At 68.6% G+C, this 20,651-nt stretch carries 16 protein-coding genes; 3 read left to right on the top strand and 13 right to left on the bottom strand.

Annotated elements, in window-relative coordinates:
- Window positions 1-74: 74 nt before the first annotated feature.
- The 11 genes from E4P42_RS12700 to E4P42_RS12655 all read right to left on the bottom strand — a co-directional run bounded on the left by E4P42_RS12700 (window position 75) and on the right by E4P42_RS12655 (window position 16,122).
- Window positions 75-1,634, bottom strand: coding sequence for a long-chain fatty acid--CoA ligase (locus tag E4P42_RS12700; RefSeq protein WP_135126417.1), 1,560 nt, complete (start codon window positions 1,632-1,634; stop codon window positions 75-77).
- A gap of 86 nt (window positions 1,635-1,720) precedes the next feature.
- Entirely contained in the window at window positions 1,721-2,473 is a 753-nt protein-coding gene (locus tag E4P42_RS12695) for a deoxyribonuclease IV (RefSeq protein WP_135126416.1), read from the bottom strand.
- A gap of 112 nt (window positions 2,474-2,585) precedes the next feature.
- Window positions 2,586-3,467, bottom strand: coding sequence for a type IV toxin-antitoxin system AbiEi family antitoxin domain-containing protein (locus E4P42_RS12690; protein ID WP_135126415.1), 882 nt, complete (start codon window positions 3,465-3,467; stop codon window positions 2,586-2,588).
- A gap of 137 nt (window positions 3,468-3,604) precedes the next feature.
- On the bottom strand, window positions 3,605-7,552 hold the full coding sequence (locus E4P42_RS12685) for a DNA-directed RNA polymerase subunit beta' (RefSeq protein ID WP_135126414.1): 3,948 nt from the start codon (window positions 7,550-7,552) through the stop codon (window positions 3,605-3,607).
- Window positions 7,553-7,631: 79 nt separating this feature from the next.
- Complete coding sequence (locus E4P42_RS12680; protein ID WP_371287025.1) at window positions 7,632-11,141, bottom strand: DNA-directed RNA polymerase subunit beta; 3,510 nt, start codon at window positions 11,139-11,141, stop codon at window positions 7,632-7,634.
- Between the two features lie 566 nt (window positions 11,142-11,707).
- Complete coding sequence (locus tag E4P42_RS12675; protein ID WP_135126412.1) at window positions 11,708-12,787, bottom strand: ABC transporter ATP-binding protein; 1,080 nt, start codon at window positions 12,785-12,787, stop codon at window positions 11,708-11,710.
- A 217-nt stretch (window positions 12,788-13,004) separates the two neighbouring features.
- Window positions 13,005-13,394 carry a 50S ribosomal protein L7/L12 gene (gene rplL / locus E4P42_RS12670; RefSeq protein WP_135126411.1) on the bottom strand — a complete coding sequence of 130 codons (390 nt, stop codon included), beginning with the start codon at window positions 13,392-13,394 and terminating at the stop codon, window positions 13,005-13,007.
- Between the two features lie 45 nt (window positions 13,395-13,439).
- The gene (gene rplJ / locus E4P42_RS12665; protein ID WP_135126410.1) at window positions 13,440-13,967 is read right to left on the bottom strand and encodes a 50S ribosomal protein L10; all 528 of its coding nucleotides are present in this window, start codon (window positions 13,965-13,967) and stop codon (window positions 13,440-13,442) included.
- 329 nt (window positions 13,968-14,296) lie between these two features.
- Window positions 14,297-14,434, bottom strand: coding sequence for a hypothetical protein (locus E4P42_RS26985; RefSeq protein WP_167759468.1), 138 nt, complete (start codon window positions 14,432-14,434; stop codon window positions 14,297-14,299).
- Window positions 14,431-15,345 (bottom strand): ROK family protein, encoded by a 915-nt coding sequence (locus E4P42_RS12660; protein WP_135126409.1) that lies wholly within the window; start codon window positions 15,343-15,345, stop codon window positions 14,431-14,433. The genes E4P42_RS26985 and E4P42_RS12660 overlap by 4 nt, the downstream gene beginning before the upstream one ends.
- Before the next feature lie 9 nt (window positions 15,346-15,354).
- A complete protein-coding gene (locus E4P42_RS12655; RefSeq protein ID WP_135126408.1) occupies window positions 15,355-16,122 on the bottom strand; it encodes an endonuclease/exonuclease/phosphatase family protein in 768 nt (255 codons plus the stop codon).
- Window positions 16,123-16,175: 53 nt separating this feature from the next.
- On the opposite strand from E4P42_RS12655, the gene E4P42_RS12650 reads away from it, so the two are divergent.
- On the top strand, window positions 16,176-16,727 hold the full coding sequence (locus E4P42_RS12650; RefSeq protein ID WP_135126407.1) for a nucleotidyltransferase: 552 nt from the start codon (window positions 16,176-16,178) through the stop codon (window positions 16,725-16,727).
- Here E4P42_RS12650 and E4P42_RS12645 read toward each other — a convergent pair.
- Window positions 16,717-17,670, bottom strand: a complete 954-nt coding sequence (locus tag E4P42_RS12645; RefSeq protein ID WP_135126406.1) for a YafY family protein — start codon at window positions 17,668-17,670, stop codon at window positions 16,717-16,719. The two genes, E4P42_RS12650 and E4P42_RS12645, sit on opposite strands and share 11 nt — an antisense overlap.
- Window positions 17,671-17,709: 39 nt before the next feature.
- A complete protein-coding gene (locus E4P42_RS12640) occupies window positions 17,710-18,180 on the bottom strand; it encodes a DUF2243 domain-containing protein (RefSeq protein ID WP_135126405.1) in 471 nt (156 codons plus the stop codon).
- Between the two features lie 73 nt (window positions 18,181-18,253).
- Between E4P42_RS12640 and E4P42_RS12635 the strand changes: the two genes are divergently transcribed.
- Both E4P42_RS12635 and E4P42_RS12630 read left to right on the top strand, forming a co-directional pair.
- On the top strand, window positions 18,254-19,639 hold the full coding sequence (locus E4P42_RS12635; RefSeq protein ID WP_135126483.1) for a cytochrome ubiquinol oxidase subunit I: 1,386 nt from the start codon (window positions 18,254-18,256) through the stop codon (window positions 19,637-19,639).
- On the top strand, window positions 19,636-20,637 hold the full coding sequence (locus E4P42_RS12630; RefSeq protein ID WP_135126404.1) for a cytochrome d ubiquinol oxidase subunit II: 1,002 nt from the start codon (window positions 19,636-19,638) through the stop codon (window positions 20,635-20,637). Before E4P42_RS12635 ends, E4P42_RS12630 begins: the two co-directional genes overlap by 4 nt.
- Window positions 20,638-20,651: the final 14 nt, after the last annotated feature.

Here is a 20,651-nt window from a genome sequence, read left to right as displayed (position 1 = left end):
TCGATCAGCCTAGTTAACCGGTGCGCTACCGCCCGTTCTGCGGTCGTTCGCTATGAAAGCGTGATCTAGGGCGGTCACCGCTGCACCGACCTGGCGTGTCCGCCGTACTGCTCACGCAGGATCGTCTTGAGCACCTTGCCGGTGGCGTTGCGCGGCAGCTCAGCGACGAATTCGACCCTCGTCGGGCATTTGAAGTGAGCGAGGCGCACGCGGGCGTAGTCGATCAACTCTTCGCCGGTCAGCTGCTCACCGTCTTTGCAGGCGACGACGGCGATCGGTGTCTCCCCCCACTGCGGGTGCGGCACGCCCACCACCGCGACCTCCCGGACCGCGCCATGCCGGCACAGAACCTGTTCCACCTCGATCGGATAGACGTTCTCGCCACCGCTGATGATGAGGTCCTTCTTGCGGTCGACCAAGGTCATGAACCCGTCCGCGTCGGCGTGCGCCAGGTCGCCGGTGTGAAACCAACCTCCCCGGAACGCCTCGGCCGTCGCGTCGGGCCGTCCCCAGTAACCGACGAAGACGTTCGGCCCGCGGATGACGAGCTCACCGACCTCGCCGACGGCCACGTCCGCGTCGTGGTCGTCGACGATCCGCGTCTGCACGTGCATCAACGGCCGACCGATCGACCCGGCTTTCTCCTTGACGTGCTCGGGGTCCAGGAGCGAGACGCCGGGCGCGGCCTCGGTCAGGCCGTAGCCCTCCTGGAACGGCACGCCGTTGCCCTGGAAGAACTCGAGCACCGTCAGCGGACACGGCGCTCCCCCGGTCAACGCCAGTTCCAGCGCCGAGAGGTCGAAGGATTCGAAGTGCGGCACGGCCATCAGCGCGGCCCACATGGCGGGCACCAGGAACTGCACGGTGACGCGGTCGTGTGCCATCGCTGCGAGCAGCTGTTCGGCGTCGAACGCCGGCATGAGCCGGTTGGTGCCGCCGACGTACAGCAGCGGCAGCGTGTGCCCGGCGAGGCCGCCGATGTGGAACAGCGGGGCGACGGTGACGGTGCGGTCGCCTTCGCGCAGCCCCCGGCCGACGCCCAGGGTGTGGATGACGCTCCAGAGCAGGTTGTCGTGGGTGAGCATGACGCCCTTCGGACGGCCGGTGGTGCCCGACGTGTACGGAAGGCAGCACAGGTCGTCGCCGGAGACCGGCATCCCGGGCGCCCGCCGCTCGCCTGCGGCAAGCACCTCCTCGAACCGCTCCGCCCCGTCGCCGGACGCCTCCCCGACCACGATTCGCGTTCGCACCCGGACACCGTCGACGGCCAGTGCTGCGCGGGCCAGCGACGCCAGCTGCTCTGACCACACGAGCACATCGGCGCCGGAGTCGGTCAACACGTAAGCGACCTCGGGCGGGGCCAACCGGAAGTTGATCGGCACGTAGATCGCGCCCAGCTTGGCGGCGGCGAACATCGTCTCGAGGAAGGCGATGCCGTTCAGCTGCAGGGCGGCGACTCGATCGCCTCGCCGCACACCGCGCACGCGCAGCGCCTGCGCGAGCTGGTCGGTGCGGCCGTCGAAGTCGCCGTACGTGACACGCCGGTCACCGTCGATCAACGCGACGCGGTCTCCGGAAAGAGACGCGCGTCGCGCGACCCAGCTCCCGATCCCTCCGTCGACACCCCAGTACATGGGCGACCTCCTGACGGGAAATCAACCATGCCGGGTAAGCCCGCACCTCATCCGAACGGCTGATTACCGTTCGGGTCGGAGTGTGATCAACCCGCGTGTTCGCGCAGGAACGCGATGTCGTCCTTGCGTCCCTCGTCGCTGGTCTCACAGATGACGGGCGCATCGGCCGCCTGGACCACCGCGGCGAGCAGGCCCGGATCGATCTGCCCGAGACCGATGTTGGCATGCCGGTCGGCGCCCGAGCCGGCCGCATCGCGCGAATCATTGCAGTGCACGAGGTCGATGCGCCCGGTGATGCGTTTGATCCGCGACACCGCGTCGACCAGCGCCTCGCCCGCGGCCCAGGCGTGGCACGTGTCGAGGCAGAAGCCGATGCCGAAGTCGCCGATGTGGTCCCACAGCCGGCCGATGGTGTCGAAGTGCCGCGCCATCGCGTGGTCGCCGCCGGCGGTGTTCTCCAGCAGCACCTGCACGTCGGTCTCGAGATAGTCCAGTGCCTTGGCCCACCGCTCGAAGCCGGCCTCCATGTCGTTGTCGTCGGCGTGGCCGCCGTGCACGATCACCGCCGTCGCCCCGATCGCCGCCGCCGCATCGCACGTGTCCTGCAGGATCTTGCGCGACGGGATGCGCACGCGGTTGTTCGCCGAGGCGACGTTGATCAAGTACGGCGCATGCACGTACAGCGGGATGCTCGACGCCTTGAGCACCTCGGCGTCTTCCCGCGGCTTGGGCTTCTTCCAGCTCTGCGGGTTGCCGAGGAAGAACTGCACGACGTCGGCGCCGTCGGCCTGCGCCGCGGCCAGGGGATCGTCTCCGTGGACATGCGAACCGATGAGCACGCGGCCAGTCTAGGCCCGGTCCCCGACACCCCCGTCCCTCCCCGCGAGCAGACGCAAAAGTGCCCTTAGTACCCCAGTTTCGGACACTTTTGCGTCTGTTCGGCGGGAGAAATCAGCCCGCGAGGGCGGCACGTTCGAGGTGAAACGCGATGCGGGCAACGAGATCGAGCGGGTGGTGTCGCACATCGTCGATGACCAGCGGGACGGTCGTCCACCCGCACTCCCCCAACCGCGCCGTCTTCATCCGGTCGTGTCGGAGGGCGTCAGGCGTAGCGTGCCACTGCATGCTGTCGTACTCGGCGACGACCATGGCTTCCGGCCACGCGAAGTCGACTCGCCAGAGTCGGCCCCACCGGTCGACGATCTCGTACTGCAGTTCCGGCGGTGGCAGACCGCCGTCGACGAACACCAGCCGGGCCTCGCTCTCCATCGGCGATTCGGCGAGACCGTCGGCGATCTGCACCAGTTCGCGGACCCGCACGATGCCACGGCGGCCCCTCTGCTCGTCGATCGTCGCCCGCAGCTCCGCCGGGGTGCACGCACCAACATGTAGCGCGGCATCGAGCGTCGCCAGCGCACGATGACGCCGCAGCGTGCGCGCGACCTCGACCGCGGTCCATGCCGGGGCCGTCACCAGTCGGCCATGCAGGAGTTGCATGCTCGCACCGACCCGCTGGTGCACCATCAATTGCGCGGACGGTCGCATGCGAACTCCGGGATCGAGGATGTGAATGCGGTCGTCGGGTTCGGTGGCGAAGCCGTGGAGCTCCGCCGCGGTATGCATGCATGCCACGATCCGCCGGCCGGAGATCAGGTCGAGGGCCGCCATCCGAGCGAGGGTGTCGGGCGGCGTCTGGGCGTAGACGCCATGCCACACCCGCACCAATTCGCCGAGCCGTACCCGTCTGGCGATCGTGCGGTTGGTCATGACCGATAGCAACTGTTTGGTGGTCAGCAGCCCACCGTGAACGGCGAAGAGCTCGTCGAGCGGCACGCTCCTGATGCTGGCTGGCGACGGCTCCAGGCGAAAGTCCCGCCACCCCAGGCCTGTGGCAACCCGCCCACCAGACGCAAAGTGCCCCAAACCCGAGGGTTTGGGGCACTTTTGTGTCTGCTCGCGCAGAGAGGTGACTACCGGTAGTCGCTGTAGCCGTAGTCGTCCAGCGGCACCGCGGCACCGGTGGCCTGGCCGAAGTCCGGGCTGTAGTACTGATCCTCGTAGGACGGGATCGTGTACGCGGCGGCCCGGGCCTCCTCGGTCGGCTGCACCTGGATGTTGCGGTAGCGGTTGATGCCGGTACCGGCCGGGATCAGCTTGCCGATGATCACGTTCTCCTTCAGACCCTGCAGCTTGTCGCTGCGGCAGTTGATCGCCGCATCGGTCAGCACTCGCGTGGTCTCCTGGAACGACGCCGCCGACAGCCACGAATCCGTGGCCAGCGACGCCTTGGTGATACCCATCAGCACCGGGCGGCCGGCGGCGGGCTCCGCGCCCTCGGCCACGACGCGACGGTTCTCCGACTCGAACTCCGCACGCTCGGTCAGCGAGCCGGGCAGGAACTCCGTGGCGCCCGAGTCGATGATCGTGACGCGACGCAGCATCTGCCGGACGATGACCTCGATGTGCTTGTCGTGGATCGACACGCCCTGGGCCCGGTAGACCTCCTGGACCTCGTGGACCAGGTGGATCTGCACCTCGCGCGGGCCCTGCACACGCAGCACCTCGTGCGGATCGGCCGAGCCTTCCATCAGCTGCTCACCGACGCGCACGTGATCGCCGTCGGAGAGCACCTTCTCGGTGCCGTCCTCGTGCTTGATCACGCGCAGCCGCTGACGCTTGGAGAGCTTGTCGTACACCACTTCCTCGCCACCGTCGTCGGGGACGATGGTGATCTTGTAGAAGCGGTCGCCCTCCTCCAGCCGCACGCGGCCGGTGACGTCGGCGATCGGCGCCTTGTTGCGGGGCACGCGGGCCTCGAACAACTCCTGCACGCGGGGCAGACCACCGGTGATGTCCTCACCCACACCGCCCTGGTGGAAGGTGCGCATGGTCAGCTGCGTGCCGGGCTCGCCGATGGACTGCGCGGCGACGATACCGACGGCCTCACCGATGTCGACCAGCTTGCCGGTGGCCATCGAGCGGCCGTAGCAGCGGGCGCACACGCCGGTGGCCGACGCACAGGTCAGCACCGAGCGCACCTTCACCGTGGTGATGCCCGCGGCGAGCAGCGCGTCGATGGCCGGGTCACCCAGGTCGTGGCCGCGCTCGATGACGACGTTGCCGTCGGCGTCGACCGCATCGGTGGCCAGGGTCCGGGCGAACGCCGAGGTCTCGACGTGCGCATCGCGCACCAGCGTGCCGTCGGGCAGCTTCTCGGCCAGCGTGACGGTGATGCCGCGCTCGGTCTCGCAGTCGGTCTCGCGCACGATGACGTCCTGCGACACGTCGACCAGACGACGGGTCAGGTAACCCGAGTCCGCGGTACGCAGCGCGGTGTCCGCCAGACCCTTACGGGCGCCGTGGGTGTTGATGAAGTACTCCAGCACCGTCAGGCCCTCGCGGAACGAGGACTTGATCGGCCGCGGGATGAACTCACCCTTCGGGTTGGTCACCAGGCCCTTCATGCCGGCCAGGGTGCGGGTCTGGGTGAGGTTACCCGTGGCGCCCGACTTCACGATCGTGATGATCGGGTTGTCCGCCGGGTAGTGCTCCTCCAGGGCCTTACCGACCTCTTCGGTGGCGTCCTGCCAGATCTTGACCAGCGAGTCGTTGCGCTCCTTGTGGTTCAGGGCGCCACGCTGGTACTTGCGCTCGATCCCGTCCGCTTCCTTCTCGTAGCGGTCGAGGATCTCCTGCTTCTGCGGCGGCACGAGCACGTCGGCCATCGACACGGTGACACCCGAACGGGTGGCCCAGTAGAAGCCGGCGTCCTTGAGCTTGTCGACGGTCTGCGCCACCACGATCATCGGGAAGCGCTCGGCCAGATCGTTGATGATCCGGGCCTGGACCTTCTTGTGCATCTGCTCGTTGACGAACGGATACGAGATCGGCAGCAGCTCGTTGAACAGCACCCGGCCCAGCGTGGTGTCCGCGGTCCAGGCGTCGCCGGGCTTCCAGCCGTTCTCGAACAGCTGGGGCTCCAGGTCGGCCGGCGGACGCAGCTGCGTCAGCCGGACCTTGATGGGTGCCCGCACCGACAGCGCACCGCGGTCCATGGCCATGATGGCCTCGGCCGGCGAGCTGTAGACGCCTTCCTCCGGCTGATCCTTCTCGGCGGCCCGGTAGTGCCCGGTGTCCCCGTCGATCTGGGTGGTCAGGAAGAACAGCCCGGTCACCATGTCCAGACGCGGCATGGCCAGCGGCTTACCCGAGGCCGGCGACAGGATGTTGTTCGACGACAGCATCAGGATGCGGGCCTCGGCCTGCGCCTCCGCGCTCAGCGGAAGGTGCACGGCCATCTGGTCACCGTCGAAGTCCGCGTTGAACGCCTCACAGACCAGCGGGTGCAGCTGGATGGCCTTGCCCTCGACCAGCTGCGGCTCGAAGGCCTGGATACCGAGGCGGTGCAGCGTGGGTGCGCGGTTCAGCAGCACGGGGTGCTCGGCGATGACCTCTTCGAGGACATCCCACACCTGCGGCCGCTGACGCTCGACCATGCGCTTTGCGCTCTTGATGTTCTGCGCGTGGTTCAGGTCGACCAGACGCTTCATCACGAACGGCTTGAACAGCTCGAGCGCCATCAGCTTGGGCAGACCGCACTGGTGCAGCTTGAGCTGCGGGCCGACGACGATGACCGAACGGCCCGAGTAGTCGACGCGCTTACCGAGCAGGTTCTGACGGAACCGGCCCTGCTTGCCCTTGAGCAGATCGCTCAAAGACTTCAGCGGACGGTTGCCGGGCCCGGTGACGGGCCGGCCGCGACGGCCGTTGTCGAACAGCGCGTCCACCGACTCCTGGAGCATGCGCTTCTCGTTGTTGACGATGATCTCGGGCGCGCCGAGGTCGATCAGTCGCTTCAACCGGTTGTTGCGGTTGATCACGCGGCGGTACAGGTCGTTCAGGTCGGAGGTCGCGAAGCGGCCACCGTCGAGCTGAACCATCGGGCGCAGCTCCGGCGGGATCACCGGGACGGCGTCGAGCACCATGCCCATGGGCGAGTTGGCGTTGGTCTGGAACGCCGCGACGACCTTCAGACGCTTGAGGGCGCGCAGCTTCTTCTGGCCCTTGCCGTTCTTGATGGTGTCGCGCAGCGACTCGGCCTCGGCGTCGATGTCGAAGTTCTCGATGAGCTTCTTGATCGACTCCGCGCCCATGGCGCCGGTGAAGTACTCGCCGTAGCGGTCGACGAGCTCGCGGTAGAGCACCTCGTCGACGATGAGCTGCTTGGGCGCCAGCTTGGTGAAGGTCGTCCAGATCTCCTCGAGCCGGTCCAGCTCGCGCTGGGCCCGGTCACGCAGCTGACGCATCTCGCGCTCGCCGCCGTCGCGCACCTTGCGGCGCACGTCGGACTTGGCACCCTCGCGCTCGAGCTCGGCCAGGTCGTTCTCGAGCTTCTGCGCACGCTCGGCCAGGTCGAGGTCACGCTGATCCTCGACGGCCTTGCGCTCGACGGCCATCTCGGCCTCCAGCGTCGACAGCTCGTTGTGGCGCATCTCGTCGTCGACCGACGTGATCACGTACGCGGCGAAGTAGATGATCTTCTCGAGATCCTTCGGCGCCAGGTCCAGCAGGTAGCCCAGGCGCGACGGGACGCCCTTGAAGTACCAGATGTGCGTGACGGGTGCGGCCAGCTCGATGTGGCCCATCCGCTCACGGCGCACCTTGGCGCGGGTCACCTCGACGCCGCAGCGCTCGCAGATGATGCCCTTGAACCGGACGCGCTTGTACTTACCGCAGTAGCACTCCCAGTCGCGAGTCGGTCCGAAGATCTTCTCGCAGAACAGGCCGTCCTTCTCGGGCTTGAGCGTGCGGTAGTTGATGGTCTCCGGCTTCTTGACCTCGCCGTAGGACCACTGACGAATGTCGTCGGCGGTGGCGAGGCCGATGCGGAGCTCATCGAAGAAGTTGACGTCTAACACGTAACTCCCTTTCCCCTTTCGGGATTAGTGACTATCTGGGGCCGGACTTGCGGCGGGCGCTGAAGCGCCCGCCGGTTCGTCAGGCCAAATCCTCGACAGAAGCCGATTCGTTGCGCGACAGGTTGATGCCCAGGTTCGCCGCGGCGCGCTCCAGGTCCTCGTCGTCGCCGTCGCGCATCTCGATCGCGGCGCCGTCCGAAGACAGCACCTCGACGTTGAGGCACAGCGACTGGAGTTCCTTGAGCAACACCTTGAACGACTCGGGGATGCCGGGCTCGGGGATGTTCTCGCCCTTGACGATCGCCTCGTACACCTTGACGCGACCCACCGTGTCGTCGGACTTGATGGTCAGCAACTCCTGCAGCGTGTAGGCGGCGCCGTAGGCCTGCATGGCCCAGCACTCCATCTCGCCGAACCGCTGACCACCGAACTGCGCCTTACCACCGAGCGGCTGCTGGGTGATCATCGAGTACGGACCGGTCGAGCGGGCGTGGATCTTGTCGTCCACCAGGTGGTGCAGCTTGAGGATGTACATGTAGCCGACCGTCACCGGGTACGGGAACGGTTCGCCGCTGCGTCCGTCGAACAGCTGGGACTTGCCGTCCGAGTCGACCATGACCTCGCCGTCGCGGTTGGGCAGCGTGGACCCGAGCAGGCCCTGCAGCTCGTTCTCGCGGGCACCGTCGAACACCGGGGTGGCGACGATGCTGTCCGACGGGGCTGAGTACAGCTCCTCGGGCAGCTTGCTCGCCCAGTCCGGGACACCTTCGGCGCCGGCCACGTTGATGTTCCAGCCGGCCTTGGCGACCCACCCGAGGTGGGTCTCCAGGATCTGGCCGATGTTCATACGACGCGGCACACCGTGGGTGTTCAGGATGATGTCCACCGGGGTGCCGTCGGGCAGGAACGGCATGTCCTCGACGGGCAGGATCTTGCCGATGACGCCCTTGTTGCCGTGGCGTCCGGCCAGCTTGTCGCCGTCGGAGATCTTGCGCTTCTGCGCGACGTAGACGCGGACCAGCTCGTTGACGCCGGCGGGCAGCTCGTCGTCGTCCTCGCGGGAGAACACCCGGATGCCGATGACCTTGCCGGACTCACCGTGCGGCACCTTCAGCGACGTGTCGCGGACCTCGCGCGCCTTCTCACCGAAGATCGCGCGGAGCAGCCGCTCCTCCGGGGTCAGCTCGGTCTCACCCTTCGGGGTGACCTTGCCGACCAGGATGTCGCCGTCGCGAACCTCGGCGCCGATGCGGACGATGCCGCGCTCGTCGAGGTCAGCCAGCACCTCGTCGGAGACGTTCGGGATGTCCCGGGTGATCTCCTCGGCGCCCAGCTTGGTGTCGCGGGCGTCGATCTCATGCTCCTCGATGTGGATCGAGGTGAGCACGTCCTCCTCCACCAGGCGGTTGGAGAGGATGATCGCGTCCTCGTAGTTGTGGCCCTCCCACGGCATGATCGCCACGAGCAGGTTCTTGCCCAGGGCCATCTCACCGTTCTGGGTGCACGGCCCGTCCGCGACCACCTGACCGGCCTCCACGCGCTGGCCGGCGTCGACGATCGGACGCTGGTTGGCGCAGGTGCCGTGGTTGGAGCGGGCGAACTTGCGCATCCGGTAGGTGTGCCGGGTGCCGTCGTCGGCCATCACGGTGATGTAGTCGGCCGAGACCTCCTCGACCACGCCCGCCTTATCGCTGACGACGACGTCGCCGGCGTCGATCGCGGCGCGCAGCTCCATCCCGGTGCCGACCAGCGGGGCCTCGCTGCGCACCAGCGGAACCGCCTGGCGCTGCATGTTGGCACCCATCAGGGCACGGTTGGCGTCGTCGTGCTCAAGGAACGGGATCATCGCCGTCGCGACCGACACCATCTGGCGCGGCGAGACGTCCATGTAGTCGACCTCGGTGGCCGAGACGAACTCGACCTCACCACCCTTGCGTCGGACCAGGATGCGGTCCTCGGTGAAGTGGCCCTCGTCGTCCAGCGGCGAGTTGGCCTGCGCCACGACGTGGCGGTCCTCCTCGTCGGCGGTGAGGTAGTCGATCTGGTCGGTGACCACGCCGTCGACGACCTTGCGGTACGGCGTCTCGATGAAGCCGAACGGGTTGACCCGCGCGTACACCGACAGCGAGCCGATCAGGCCGATGTTCGGACCCTCAGGGGTTTCGATCGGGCACATGCGGCCGTAGTGGCTGGCGTGCACGTCGCGGACCTCGAGGCCGGCGCGCTCACGGGACAGACCGCCGGGGCCCAGCGCCGACAGGCGGCGCTTGTGGGTCAGACCCGACAGCGGGTTGTTCTGGTCCATGAACTGCGACAGCTGCGACGTACCGAAGAACTCCTTGATCGCCGCCACGACGGGACGGATGTTGATCAGGGTCTGCGGCGTGATCGCCTCGACGTCCTGGGTGGTCATGCGCTCACGCACGACGCGCTCCATACGCGACAGGCCGACGCGGATCTGATTCTGGATCAGCTCGCCGACGGTGCGCAGACGACGGTTGCCGAAGTGGTCGATGTCATCGACCTCGACCGGCACCTCGACACCGCCCGGGACGGTCATCATCGTGTCGCCCTGGTGCAGGCGCACCAGGTACTCGATGGTGGCGACGACGTCCTCTTCGGTCAGCGTGGTGGAGCTGAACGACTCGGCTCCCTTTTCGCCGTGCAGGCCGAGCTTCTTGTTGACCTTGTAGCGGCCGACGCGGGCCAGGTCGTAGCGCTTCTCCTTGAAGAACAGGTTCTCCAGCAGGGTCTGCGCGGACTCCTTGGTGGGCGGCTCGCCCGGACGCAGCTTGCGGTAGATGTCGAGCAGCGCCTCGTCGGTGCCTGCGGTGTTGTCCTTCTCCAGCGTGCTCATCATGATCTCGCTGAAGCCGAACCGCTCGGTGATCTGCTCGTTGGTCCAGCCCAGCGCCTTGAGCAGCACGGTGACCGGCTGACGACGCTTGCGGTCGATGCGGACACCGACGGTGTCGCGCTTGTCGACGTCGAACTCCAGCCACGCACCGCGGCCGGGGATCACCTTGACGCTGTGCAGCGTCTTCTCGGTGGACTTGTCGATCGACTCGTCGAAGTAGACGCCCGGCGAGCGGACCAGCTGGCTGACCACGACACGCTCGGTGCCGTTGATGATGAAGGTGCCCTTCTCCGTCATCATCGGGAAGTCACCCATGAACACCGTCTGGCTCTTGATCTCACCGGTGTTGTTGTTGATGAACTCGGCCGTGACGAACAGCGGGGCCGCGTACGTCATGTCCTTGTCTTTGCACTCCTCGACCGGGGCCTTGACCTCGTCGAAGCGCGGGTCGGAGAAGGACAGCGACATCGAGCCCGAGAAGTCCTCGATCGGCGACAGCTCGAGCAGAACCTCTTCGAGGCCACCCGTCGGGTTCACGTCCCCGCGGGCCGTGGCCTTCTCACGCCAGCTGTCGGCACCGACCAGCCAGTCGAATGACTCGGTCTGAACGTCGAGCAGCCCCGGAACCTCGAGGGGCTCACGGAGCTTGGCGAAGGAAATACGATTTGGTGCTCCGGGGACGGAGTTATTGGTGATAGCTTTTGCTGACTTGCTCTGGCTAGAGACTGCCAAGATGCATCCTTCCAGCACCTCAAGCGACATTTCGGGTGCCGGCCTGCACCGGACCTTGTGCCGCGTATCTGCGTCGGTTCGGCTGGCATAGCGGCCTGTCCGGGCTCCCCGAACAACGGCACGCGTCTAGATCACTGAGCAGAGATCGAGCTCAGGCTAGGACCACGATGTCTAGTGCAGGTGAGGTGGGCAGGATGCAGCCAGCGCAACGTCCAACGATAGCGCACGCGCGCCTATTCCTCAACCGCCATATAACGGCCGCATCACACGGCCGATCAGGCGCTGGCTGGCGTCCTCAACCCGTGAATACATGCTGCCCAACAGATTGGCCGGTCTCGGGCATTCCGTCAAGAGATGACGCGAGGTTGGCTGGGGAAATGTCGCCTCGGAGCTGCGGTCCTTCAAGATCGTGGGCGGTCGATGTCCCCGGTGGCTTCCCGCTGACCGTTCCGGAGAAACGGCCGCGGCGCCGACCGAGACGCAACGCACTCCCCCGCGGGGCGACGCGGGCGCAAACGCCGACGCGGCGCGCCGGTCGCCCGGCACGCCGCGTCAGAAGGCTCGCGTCAGCTCTCGCGAGAGACCGGGATCGACGCGGTGGGGGCGTCGTCCTCGTGGTGGTGCCGGTTGGTCGGCTCGTCGCCGAAGTCGTGCACCGGGTACTTGTGGGTGCCTTCGAGGTCGTCGCGGATCGCTTCCTGCGCCTTGGGCGGCAGGGTGTGCAGAATCTCGCGCACCCGAGCCTGGCGGCGGGCGACGGCCCGGCGCTCCGGCATCCCCGGCGTGGCGCTGACCTGCGGCGGCACGCCCTCGATCTCCTCGACGCCACCGTCGTGGTGACCGGCGTCGACCATGGCCTGCTCCTCGGCCATCGTCGACTCGTCCTTCTCCTCCGACATGCCGATGGGGCCCAGCCGGCGGCCGTTGAGGAACTGCTTGACCACGGGCTCGTCGCTGGTCAGCAGCACCTCGCGCGGGCCGAACATCACCAGGTGCTTGCGGAACAGCATGCCCATGTTGTCCGGCACCGTGCGGGCGATGTTGATGTTGTGCGTGACGATCAGGATCGTGCAGTCGATCTGCGCGTTGATGTCGATCAGCAGCTGGCTCAGGTAGGCGGTACGCACCGGGTCCAGACCGGAGTCGGGCTCGTCGCAGAGGATGATCTGCGGGTCGAGCACCAGCGAGCGGGCCAGGCCGGCGCGCTTGCGCATACCGCCGGAGATCTCGCCCGGGAACTTGTTCTCGTCACCGGCCAGACCGACGAGGTCCAGCTTCTCCATGACGATCTGGCGGATCTCGCTTTCCTTCTTCTTGGTGTGCTCACGCAAGGGGAAAGCGGTGTTGTCATACAGGCTCATCGAGCCGAACAGCGCACCGTCCTGGAACATGACGCCGAACAGGGTGCGAATCTCGTAGAGCTCCTTGGCCGAGCACTCGATGATGTTGGTGCCGTCGACGATGACCTTGCCGCGCTCGGGGCGCAGCAGACCGATCAGCGACTTGAGGAACACCGACTTACCGGTACCGGACGGGCCGAGCAGCACGCTCACCTCGCCGGCCGGGATCTCCATCGTGACGTCTTCCCAGATTCGCTGGGAACCGAAGGACTTGGTGAGCCCCTCAACCTGAATCCCGATCCCCACGCGCAAATCCTTCCGCCAGAGTGCTTCGCGCCACGTGCTCCCCGCCTGTGGCTTGAGTCACCATAGCGTACGCCGCAGCGTGGCAGCACTTGTGCCCGTTGACCATAGTGACCGGACAGGAATCCGGGTGCCGAAATGCGCGGTTTGCTGGGTGGCCGCAGAGACGACTGTGGGGCCGACCCGTGACCGGGCCGACCCCACAGAACGACGTGCGAACTTACTTGACGGAGACCGTCGCGCCGGCCGCCTCCAGCTTGGCCTTGGCGTCGTCGGCAGCTTCCTTCGGAGCCTTCTCGAGGATCGGCTTCGGGGCGCTGTCGACCAGGTCCTTGGCTTCCTTGAGGCCCAGGCCCGAGACGATCTCGCGGACGACCTTGATGACGCCGATCTTCTTGTCGCCGGCGCTCTCGAGGATGACGTCGAACTCGGTCTGCTCCTCGGCGGCCTCGGCCGGAGCGGCGCCGGCACCACCGGCGGCGGCAACGGCGACCGGAGCGGCCGCGGTGACCTCGAAGGTCTCCTCGAACTGCTTCACGAACTCGGAGAGCTCGAGCAGGGTCATTTCCTTGAACGCGTCGAGCAGTTCGTCGGTGGACAGCTTGGCCATGGTTAGGTCCTTTCCTTACTTACTTCGGTCTGTGGGTGGTGTGGATCAGGCGGCGGATTCGCCGGACTTCTTCTCTTGCAGCGCGGCAGCCAGGCGGGCGACCTGCGACGCGGGCGCGTTGAACAGGCCGGCGGCCTTGCTCAGGTTGCCCTTCATCGCGCCGGCCAGCTTGGCCAGCAGCACCTCGCGCGACTCGAGGTCCGCAATGCGATTGACCTCGTCGATGGAGAGCGCGCGGCCCTCCATGTAGCCGCCCTTGATGACGAGCGCCTTGTGGTCCTTGGCGAAGTTCTTGATCGCCTTGGCGGCGTCGACGGGCTCGCCCTTGACGAACGCGATCGCCGTCGGGCCGGCGAACAGGTCGTCGAGACCGTCGATCCCGGCTTCGGCAGCGGCGCGCTTGACCAGGGTGTTCTTCGCGACGGTGTAGGTGGCGGAGTCACCGAGCGAGCGACGCAGCTCGGCGAGGTTGGCCACCGTGAGGCCGCGGTACTCGGTGACGACGGTGGCCGTCGCCTCCTTGAACTGCTCGGCGATGTCGGCAACCGCCGTGGCTTTCTCAGCCGTGGCCATGCATGCCTCCTTGTGGTGGGTAGCGGATGCCCCACCGGGTCACGCTGGCCGGCCCCGAAACGACGAACGCCCCGGCGCAGACAGGCCGGGGCGCACACGAATAGTGTTACCTCGTCCTCCTGCGTGGGCCGCCCGGATCAGATCCGGGACCTTCAACCGATCACTCGGTAACCGACGGTCTTCGGTGGAACCCGGCAATGTTAGCGTGCCGCGCTCGTATCAGGCAAAACGCCGCCCCCTCATTACCGCGAGCGTGCGTGTCTGCACCCCGAAACGCCGCTGCGGGGCAGCACTTCGCGCACGCTCGCCGCGGTCCGAGCGGGCAAGAACTACTCCGGCGTGACGCGTTCGGGGGTCTCGGCGGGGGTCAGCCGTTCGGGCGTCTCCGCGGGCGTCAGCCGTTCGGGGGTCTCGGTCGGGGTGCCGCGTTCCGGCGTCTCGGCGGGCTGCGGTTCGGGTGCGGTCATGGTGGCGGCGTACCCGGTCGGCGTGCGGCGGAACCGTTGGCCAGCGCGGCGGCGCCGATCAGCCCGGCGTCGGCGAGTTCGGCGGGCACCACCCGCAGCCCGCGCAGGAAGTCCAGCCCGGCGTACCCGTCGAGCGCCGCGCGCAGCGGATCGAACAGCACCGCCCCGGCGCGGGCGACGCCGCCGCCGATCACCACCAGGTCCAGGTCGCACACCGCGGCCACCGACGCGATCATCGCCGCCACCGCGCGGCCGGCCCGCGTGAACGCCTGCACCGCGACCGCCTCCCCGTCGGCCGCAGCGGCGGCCAGCGCCCGGGCGTCGTCCCCGCCCCAGCCCTGCGCGCGGGCCCACGCCACCATCCGCGGGCCGCCCGCGAGCGTCTCCACGCAGCCGTGCCCACCGCATGAACACAGCGCACCGGACGGGTCGACGACGACGTGCCCGACGTGCCCCGCGTTGCCGGTGCGGCCGTGGTACGGGGCGCCGTCGAACACCAGCCCGCCGCCGACCCCCGTCGACACCACCATGCCGAGCAAAAACTCCGCGCCGCGACCGGCGCCGCGCCACCGCTCCCCCAGCGTCATGCACAGCCCGTCCCCGCCCAGCACGACCGGCAGCCCGGTCGCGTCCGCCACCCGCGAAACGACCGGAAACCGTTGCCACGCCGTCACATTGATGGGGCTGACGGTTCCCGACGGTACGTCGATGGGACCGGCCGAGGCGATCCCCACCCGGTCCACCGGCCCGCCGCGCATCCCGTCTGCAAGAAGCGCGGCGACGGCATCCCACACCGCCTCGGCGTCGCCGCGCGGCGTCGGCCGCTCCCAGCGCGCGACCAGCGCACCGTCGGGGTCGACGAGCCCGGCGGCGACCTTCGTGCCGCCCACGTCGAGGGCCAGCGTGAGCACGCATCGAACCTATGCGCGGGAGATGTCGACGACCAGCGCGCGGTGGTCGGAGATCGGCAACGCCACGGTCTCGCAGTGGTCGACGCGCAGCCCGGGGTCGTCGGTGAGGATGTGGTCGAGCTGGCGGTCGGGGTTCTCGGTGGGGAAGGTCAGCCCCTCGGCGAGCGGTCGCATGGTGGTCCACCGCGTCGGTGACGGCGGGGTGACGTTGAGGTCGCCCATCAGCATCCGGGGCCCGTCGAAGCCACGCAGGTCACGGATCAGCCGACGCATCTGCACACGGTTCCAGCCCGGCACGAACGACAGGTGGGTGTTGGCGACGGTCAGCGGGCCCAGCGGCGTGTCGAACCGGCCGACCATCGCCGCCCGCGGCTCCTCGTGGACGACCTGCACGCGGTTGGGGCCGGGCAGGTACATCGGGAAGCGCATCGGGATCCGCGGCAGCCGCACCACCTGCCACATCTCGGCCGGGAACCGGGACAGCAGCGCGATGCCATAGGCGGCGGTGCCGGGCTGTTCGCGGCCGGTGGCCGCCATCCACGTCGCGCCCGGTGTGCCCGCGAGCGCGGCGACGAAGCGGTGACTCACCGCGTGCATCGCCTCGGCCGCAACGGCGGTCAGGTCGGCCTTGCCGGAGCGTGGCTGGTCGAGGTCCACCTCCTGCAGCGCGACGATGTCGGCGTCGAGGTCGCGGATCGCGTCGGCCAGCCGGCCGAGCTTGACGTCGCCGTCGTGAACGCTGCGTCCATGGAGAATGTTGAATGTCGCCAAGCGCATGGGGTACTAGGTACCCGCCGTGCTCGTCCCCCGACACCCGTGAAAGTAGGTCGATGTCCGCCCGTAACGATGCGCTGCGTGATGCGCTGCGCCGCTCAGCTTCGGCCCTGCGGGCCGAGGGTCCGGACTTCGCGCTGGCGGGCAGCTACGCGCTGTGGGCCTTCGGCGGCCCGGAGCCGGTGCACGACGTGGACTTCGTGGTCGCCGAGGAGGACACCGAGGCGGCGGCGCTGACGCTGGAGAAGGCTGGGTTCCGCATCGAGCGCACCCCGGAGGACTGGCTGTTCAAGGCCTGCGTCGGCGAGGATTTCGTGATCGACGTGCTGCACCGGCTCAACGGCATCCCGGTGACGAAGGAAGCGGTGGCTGCGGCCGAGGAACTCGACGTGCTGGCCATCCGGATGCGGGTGCTGGCGCCGACGCACGTGGTCATCGAGAAGCTGAACTCGCTCAACGAGCATCACTGCGACTTCGCGGCGCTGCTGCCGTCCATCCGCGCCACCCGGGAGCAGGTGGACTGGGACAGCGTGCGCCGCGACACCGCCGACAGCCCGTTCGCCGCGGCGTTCCTGGTGCTGCTCGAACGCCTCGGCATCATCGACTGACGGCGCGGCCCAGCCGGTCGGCCACGGCGCCGACGGCGGCGATCACCTCGGGCGGTTCGAGCACCTCGAATTCCGCGCCGGCGACGGCGAAGTACAGCGCCATGCGTTCGGGGTCGTCGGCGCCCGCGGTGACGATGCACGCGTCGGGGCCGTCGGGTTCGATGGTCGCCGAGGCGGGCGGGAAGTGGCCGGCGATGACGTCGCGCGGCGCCCGGTAGCGCACCTTCGCGACGTAGCGGTACGGCGAGGTGCTGATGGAGCGGCGGACGTAGTCGGCGGCGTCGGGCGCCTCGCGTGGGGTGAAGGTGGTGCCTGCGGCGGCGACGTCGGCCATCCGGTCCAGGCGCAGGCTGCGCCAGTCCTGGCGGTCGCGGTCGTAGGCCAGCAGATACCAGCGCCGGCCGGTGGTCACCAGCTGGTAGGGCTCCAGCCGGCGGCGGGTGGCCTTGCCGGCCCGGTCAACGTAGCCGGCGGTGACGTGTTCGCGGTCGCGGCAGGCGCGGGCGAGCGTCATGAGCACGTCGGGGTCGACCACCTCGGGCGGGGTCGAGGCGAGCGTGACGGTGGTGTCGTGCACGGCCGAGACCTGCGAGCGCAGCCGCGCCGGCATCACCTGATCGAGCTTGCTCAGCGCGCGCAGCGCGGATTCGGTGACGCCGGCGACCGTGCCGCCCGCGGCGACGCGCAGGCAGACCGCCATCGCGACGGCCTCGTCGGGGTCGAGCAGCAGCGGGGGCAGCGCCGCGCCCGCGCCGAGCTGATAGCCGCCGCCGTGGCCGGTGCTGGCCGCAACGGGGTAGCCGAGTTCGCGCAGCCGGTCGATGTCGCGGCGCACGCTGCGGGTGGTGACGCTGAGCCGTTCGGCGAGTTCCTCCCCGGTCCACACGCGCCGCGACTGCAGCAGACCCAACAGCTGCAGCACCCGGCTCGTCGTCTGCGACATCTACTCAGACTGCCAGAGGTTGCGGACAGGTTCTGTCCGCTAATTGAGCAGGCGCGCGCCGCGCCGGTAGATCACCCACCCGACGGCGATGAGCAGGGCGCCGAAGATCAGGAAGCCGATGTCCCAGACCAGCGGGCCGCCGAGGTCGTCGCGCACGTGGTGCACGCCGAGCATCTGACGGTCGATCACCCCTTCGACGACGTTGAACACGCCCCAGCCGAGCAGCAGCAACCCGAGGTGGAACGACCAGTTCGGCGCGAGGCGCCCCTGCCGCCAGGACACGACGGTCAACGTCGAGCCGGCCATCACCAGCAGCCAGGTGGCGACGTGGAAGAAGCCGTCGGCGACGACGTTCAGCTCCAGACCGGCGACGGTGTCGGTCGGCTCGGTGCCGCTGATCATGTGATGCCACTGCAGGATCTCGTGGAGCACGATGCCGTCGACGAAGCCGCCGAGGCCGAGGCCCATGAGCAAGCTCGGCAGCGGGGTGGGCGGTCGTCGATCGATCATGATGCCCGCGGTACCCGCGAACCGCCTGCCCAATCCCCCTTTTGACCTTGACGTAACCGGGTAGTTCGTGGCGATGGGGCTGACCGAGACCCTGCTGCTGTTCGCCGCCGAAGAACCGCCCGGGCTGCTGCCTGCGCGTCAGCAGATGGCGTTCTCGCTGGGCTGGCACATCGTGCTCGCCTGCTTCGGGGTGGCGTTCCCGACGATCATCTTTGTCGTGCACCGGCGCGGCATCGTGCGCGACGATCCGGTGGCGCTGGGCCTGGCGCAGCGCTGGGCGAAGGTGTCGGCAGTGCTGTTCGCGATCGGCGCGGTGTCGGGCACGGTGCTGAGCTTCGAGATGGGCCTGCTGTGGCCGGGCCTGATGGGCCGCTTCGGCGACGTCCTCGGGTTGCCGTTCGCGTTCGAGGGGCTGTCGTTCTTCGTGGAGGCCATCTTCCTGGGCATCTACCTGTACGGCTGGGGCCGCATGCCGCCGCGGCGCCACCTGTTGATGCTGGTCCCGATGGGCCTGGCCGGGATCGTCGGCACGTTCTGCGTGGTCTCGGTCAACGCGTGGATGAACCATCCGGCCGGGTTCGCGATCCGCGACGGTGAGGTCGTCGACGTGAACCCGTGGCGGGCGATGTTCAACGAAGCCTCGGGGCTGCAGTTCCTGCACATGTGGGTGGCCGCGTTCATGGTCGTCGGGCTGACGGTCTCGGGCGTGTATGCCTTCGGGCTGCTGCGCGGCCGCGTCGACGCGCATCACCGGCTGGGGTTCACGGTGCCGTTCGCGTTCGCGTCGGTGGCGGCCGTCGCGCAGCCGGTCATCGGGCACCTGCTGGGCATGAAGATCCACGACACCCAACCGGCCAAGCTCGCGGCGTTCGAACTCGCGCAGACCACCGAGAGCCCGGCGCCGTTGCGGCTGGGCGGGGTGCTGATCGACGGTGAGGTGCGGTGGGCGCTGACGATCCCGCGGCTGGGCTCGATCATCGCCCGCAATTCGTGGGACGCGCCGGTGCCCGGCCTGGAGGACGTCCCGCGCGCGGAGTGGCCGCCGGTCAACATCACGCATCTGGCCTTTCAGTCGATGGTCGGGATCGGGACACTGCTGGCCGCCGTGGCGGTGGGGTACTGGCTGTTTTGGTGGCGCGGACGCGATCTCCTGGCCAACCGGTGGTTCCTGCGGCTGTCGGTGATCACCGGGCCGCTGGCGATCGTGGCGGTGGAAGCGGGCTGGATCGCCACCGAGGTCGGCCGCCAGCCGTGGACGGTGTGGCAGGTGCTGCGCACCGAGGATGCGGCCAGCCAGAGCAGCGGCCTGTGGTGGAGCTACATCGCGGTGCTCGTCGTCTATCTCGGCATGACGGTCGGTGCGTACGTGGTGCTGCGGTCGATGGCCCGGCGGTGGCGCGCCGGGGAAACCGATCTGCCGAGTCCGTACGGGCCGCCGCGCACGGAGTCGGTGCCGTGACGCTGGCGACGGTGGTGGCGATGGCGATGTTCGTCGGCGTGATCGCCTACGCGCTGTTCGCCGGCGCCGACTTCGGTTCGGGCTTCTACGATCTCACTGCCGGGGACGCCGAGCACGGCGCGAAGATCCGCACGCTGGTCGACCACAGCATCGGACCGGTGTGGGAGGCCAACCACGTCTGGCTGATCTACATCCTGGTGATCTGGTGGACCGGTTTCCCGGAGACCTTCGCGGCGGCGACCACCACGCTTTTCATCCCGCTGGCGCTCGCGCTGGCCGGAATCGTGTTGCGCGGCGCGACATTCGCCTTCCGCAAGTATTCGGCGACGGTGTCGCAGGCCAGGCTGTTCGGCGCGATCTTCGCGGGTTCCTCGTTGATCGGCCCGTTCTTCCTGGGCACCGTGGCCGGCGCGATCGCCTCAGGGCGGGTGCCGGCGCAGGGCTACGGCGACCGGGTGGGGTCGTGGGTCAACCCGACGTCTCTGGTGGGTGGGTGCCTGGCCGTGGCGACGTGCGTGTTCCTCGCCGGGGTGTTCCTGACCGCCGACGCCGCCCGCGCCGGCGACGACGCGCTGGCCGACGGCCTGCGGGTGCGCACGCTGGCGGTCGGGGTGGTCACCGGGCTCATCGTGTTCGCCGGGCTCTACCCCGTCGCCCATGACGCGCCGACACTCGCGGCGGGCCTGCGCAGCCACGCCGCGCCGCTGCTGGCGGTCGCGCTGCTGGCCGGGGTGGCCGCGCTGGTGCTGGTGTTCCGGCGCCGCCACGCGCTGGCCCGGTTCCCGGCCGCGGCCGCGGTCGGTGCGGTGATCACCGGGTGGGGTGTCGGCCAGTATCCGTGGCTGTTGGTCGACGAGGTGACGATCGCCGACGCCGCCGGCGCCCCGGCCACGCTGGTCGGGCTGCTGATCGTCGTCGCGCTGGCCGGGGTGATCGTGCTGCCCGCGCTGGGCTACCTGTTGTGGCTCACCCAGACCGAACAGTGGACGCGCGGGTAGTGGTCCCCGCGCTA

It is taken from the genome of Mycobacterium sp. PS03-16 (assembly GCF_004570325.1).
GTDB lineage: Bacteria > Actinomycetota > Actinomycetes > Mycobacteriales > Mycobacteriaceae > Mycobacterium.
This window is presented reverse-complemented; position numbering and strand designations above follow the sequence as displayed.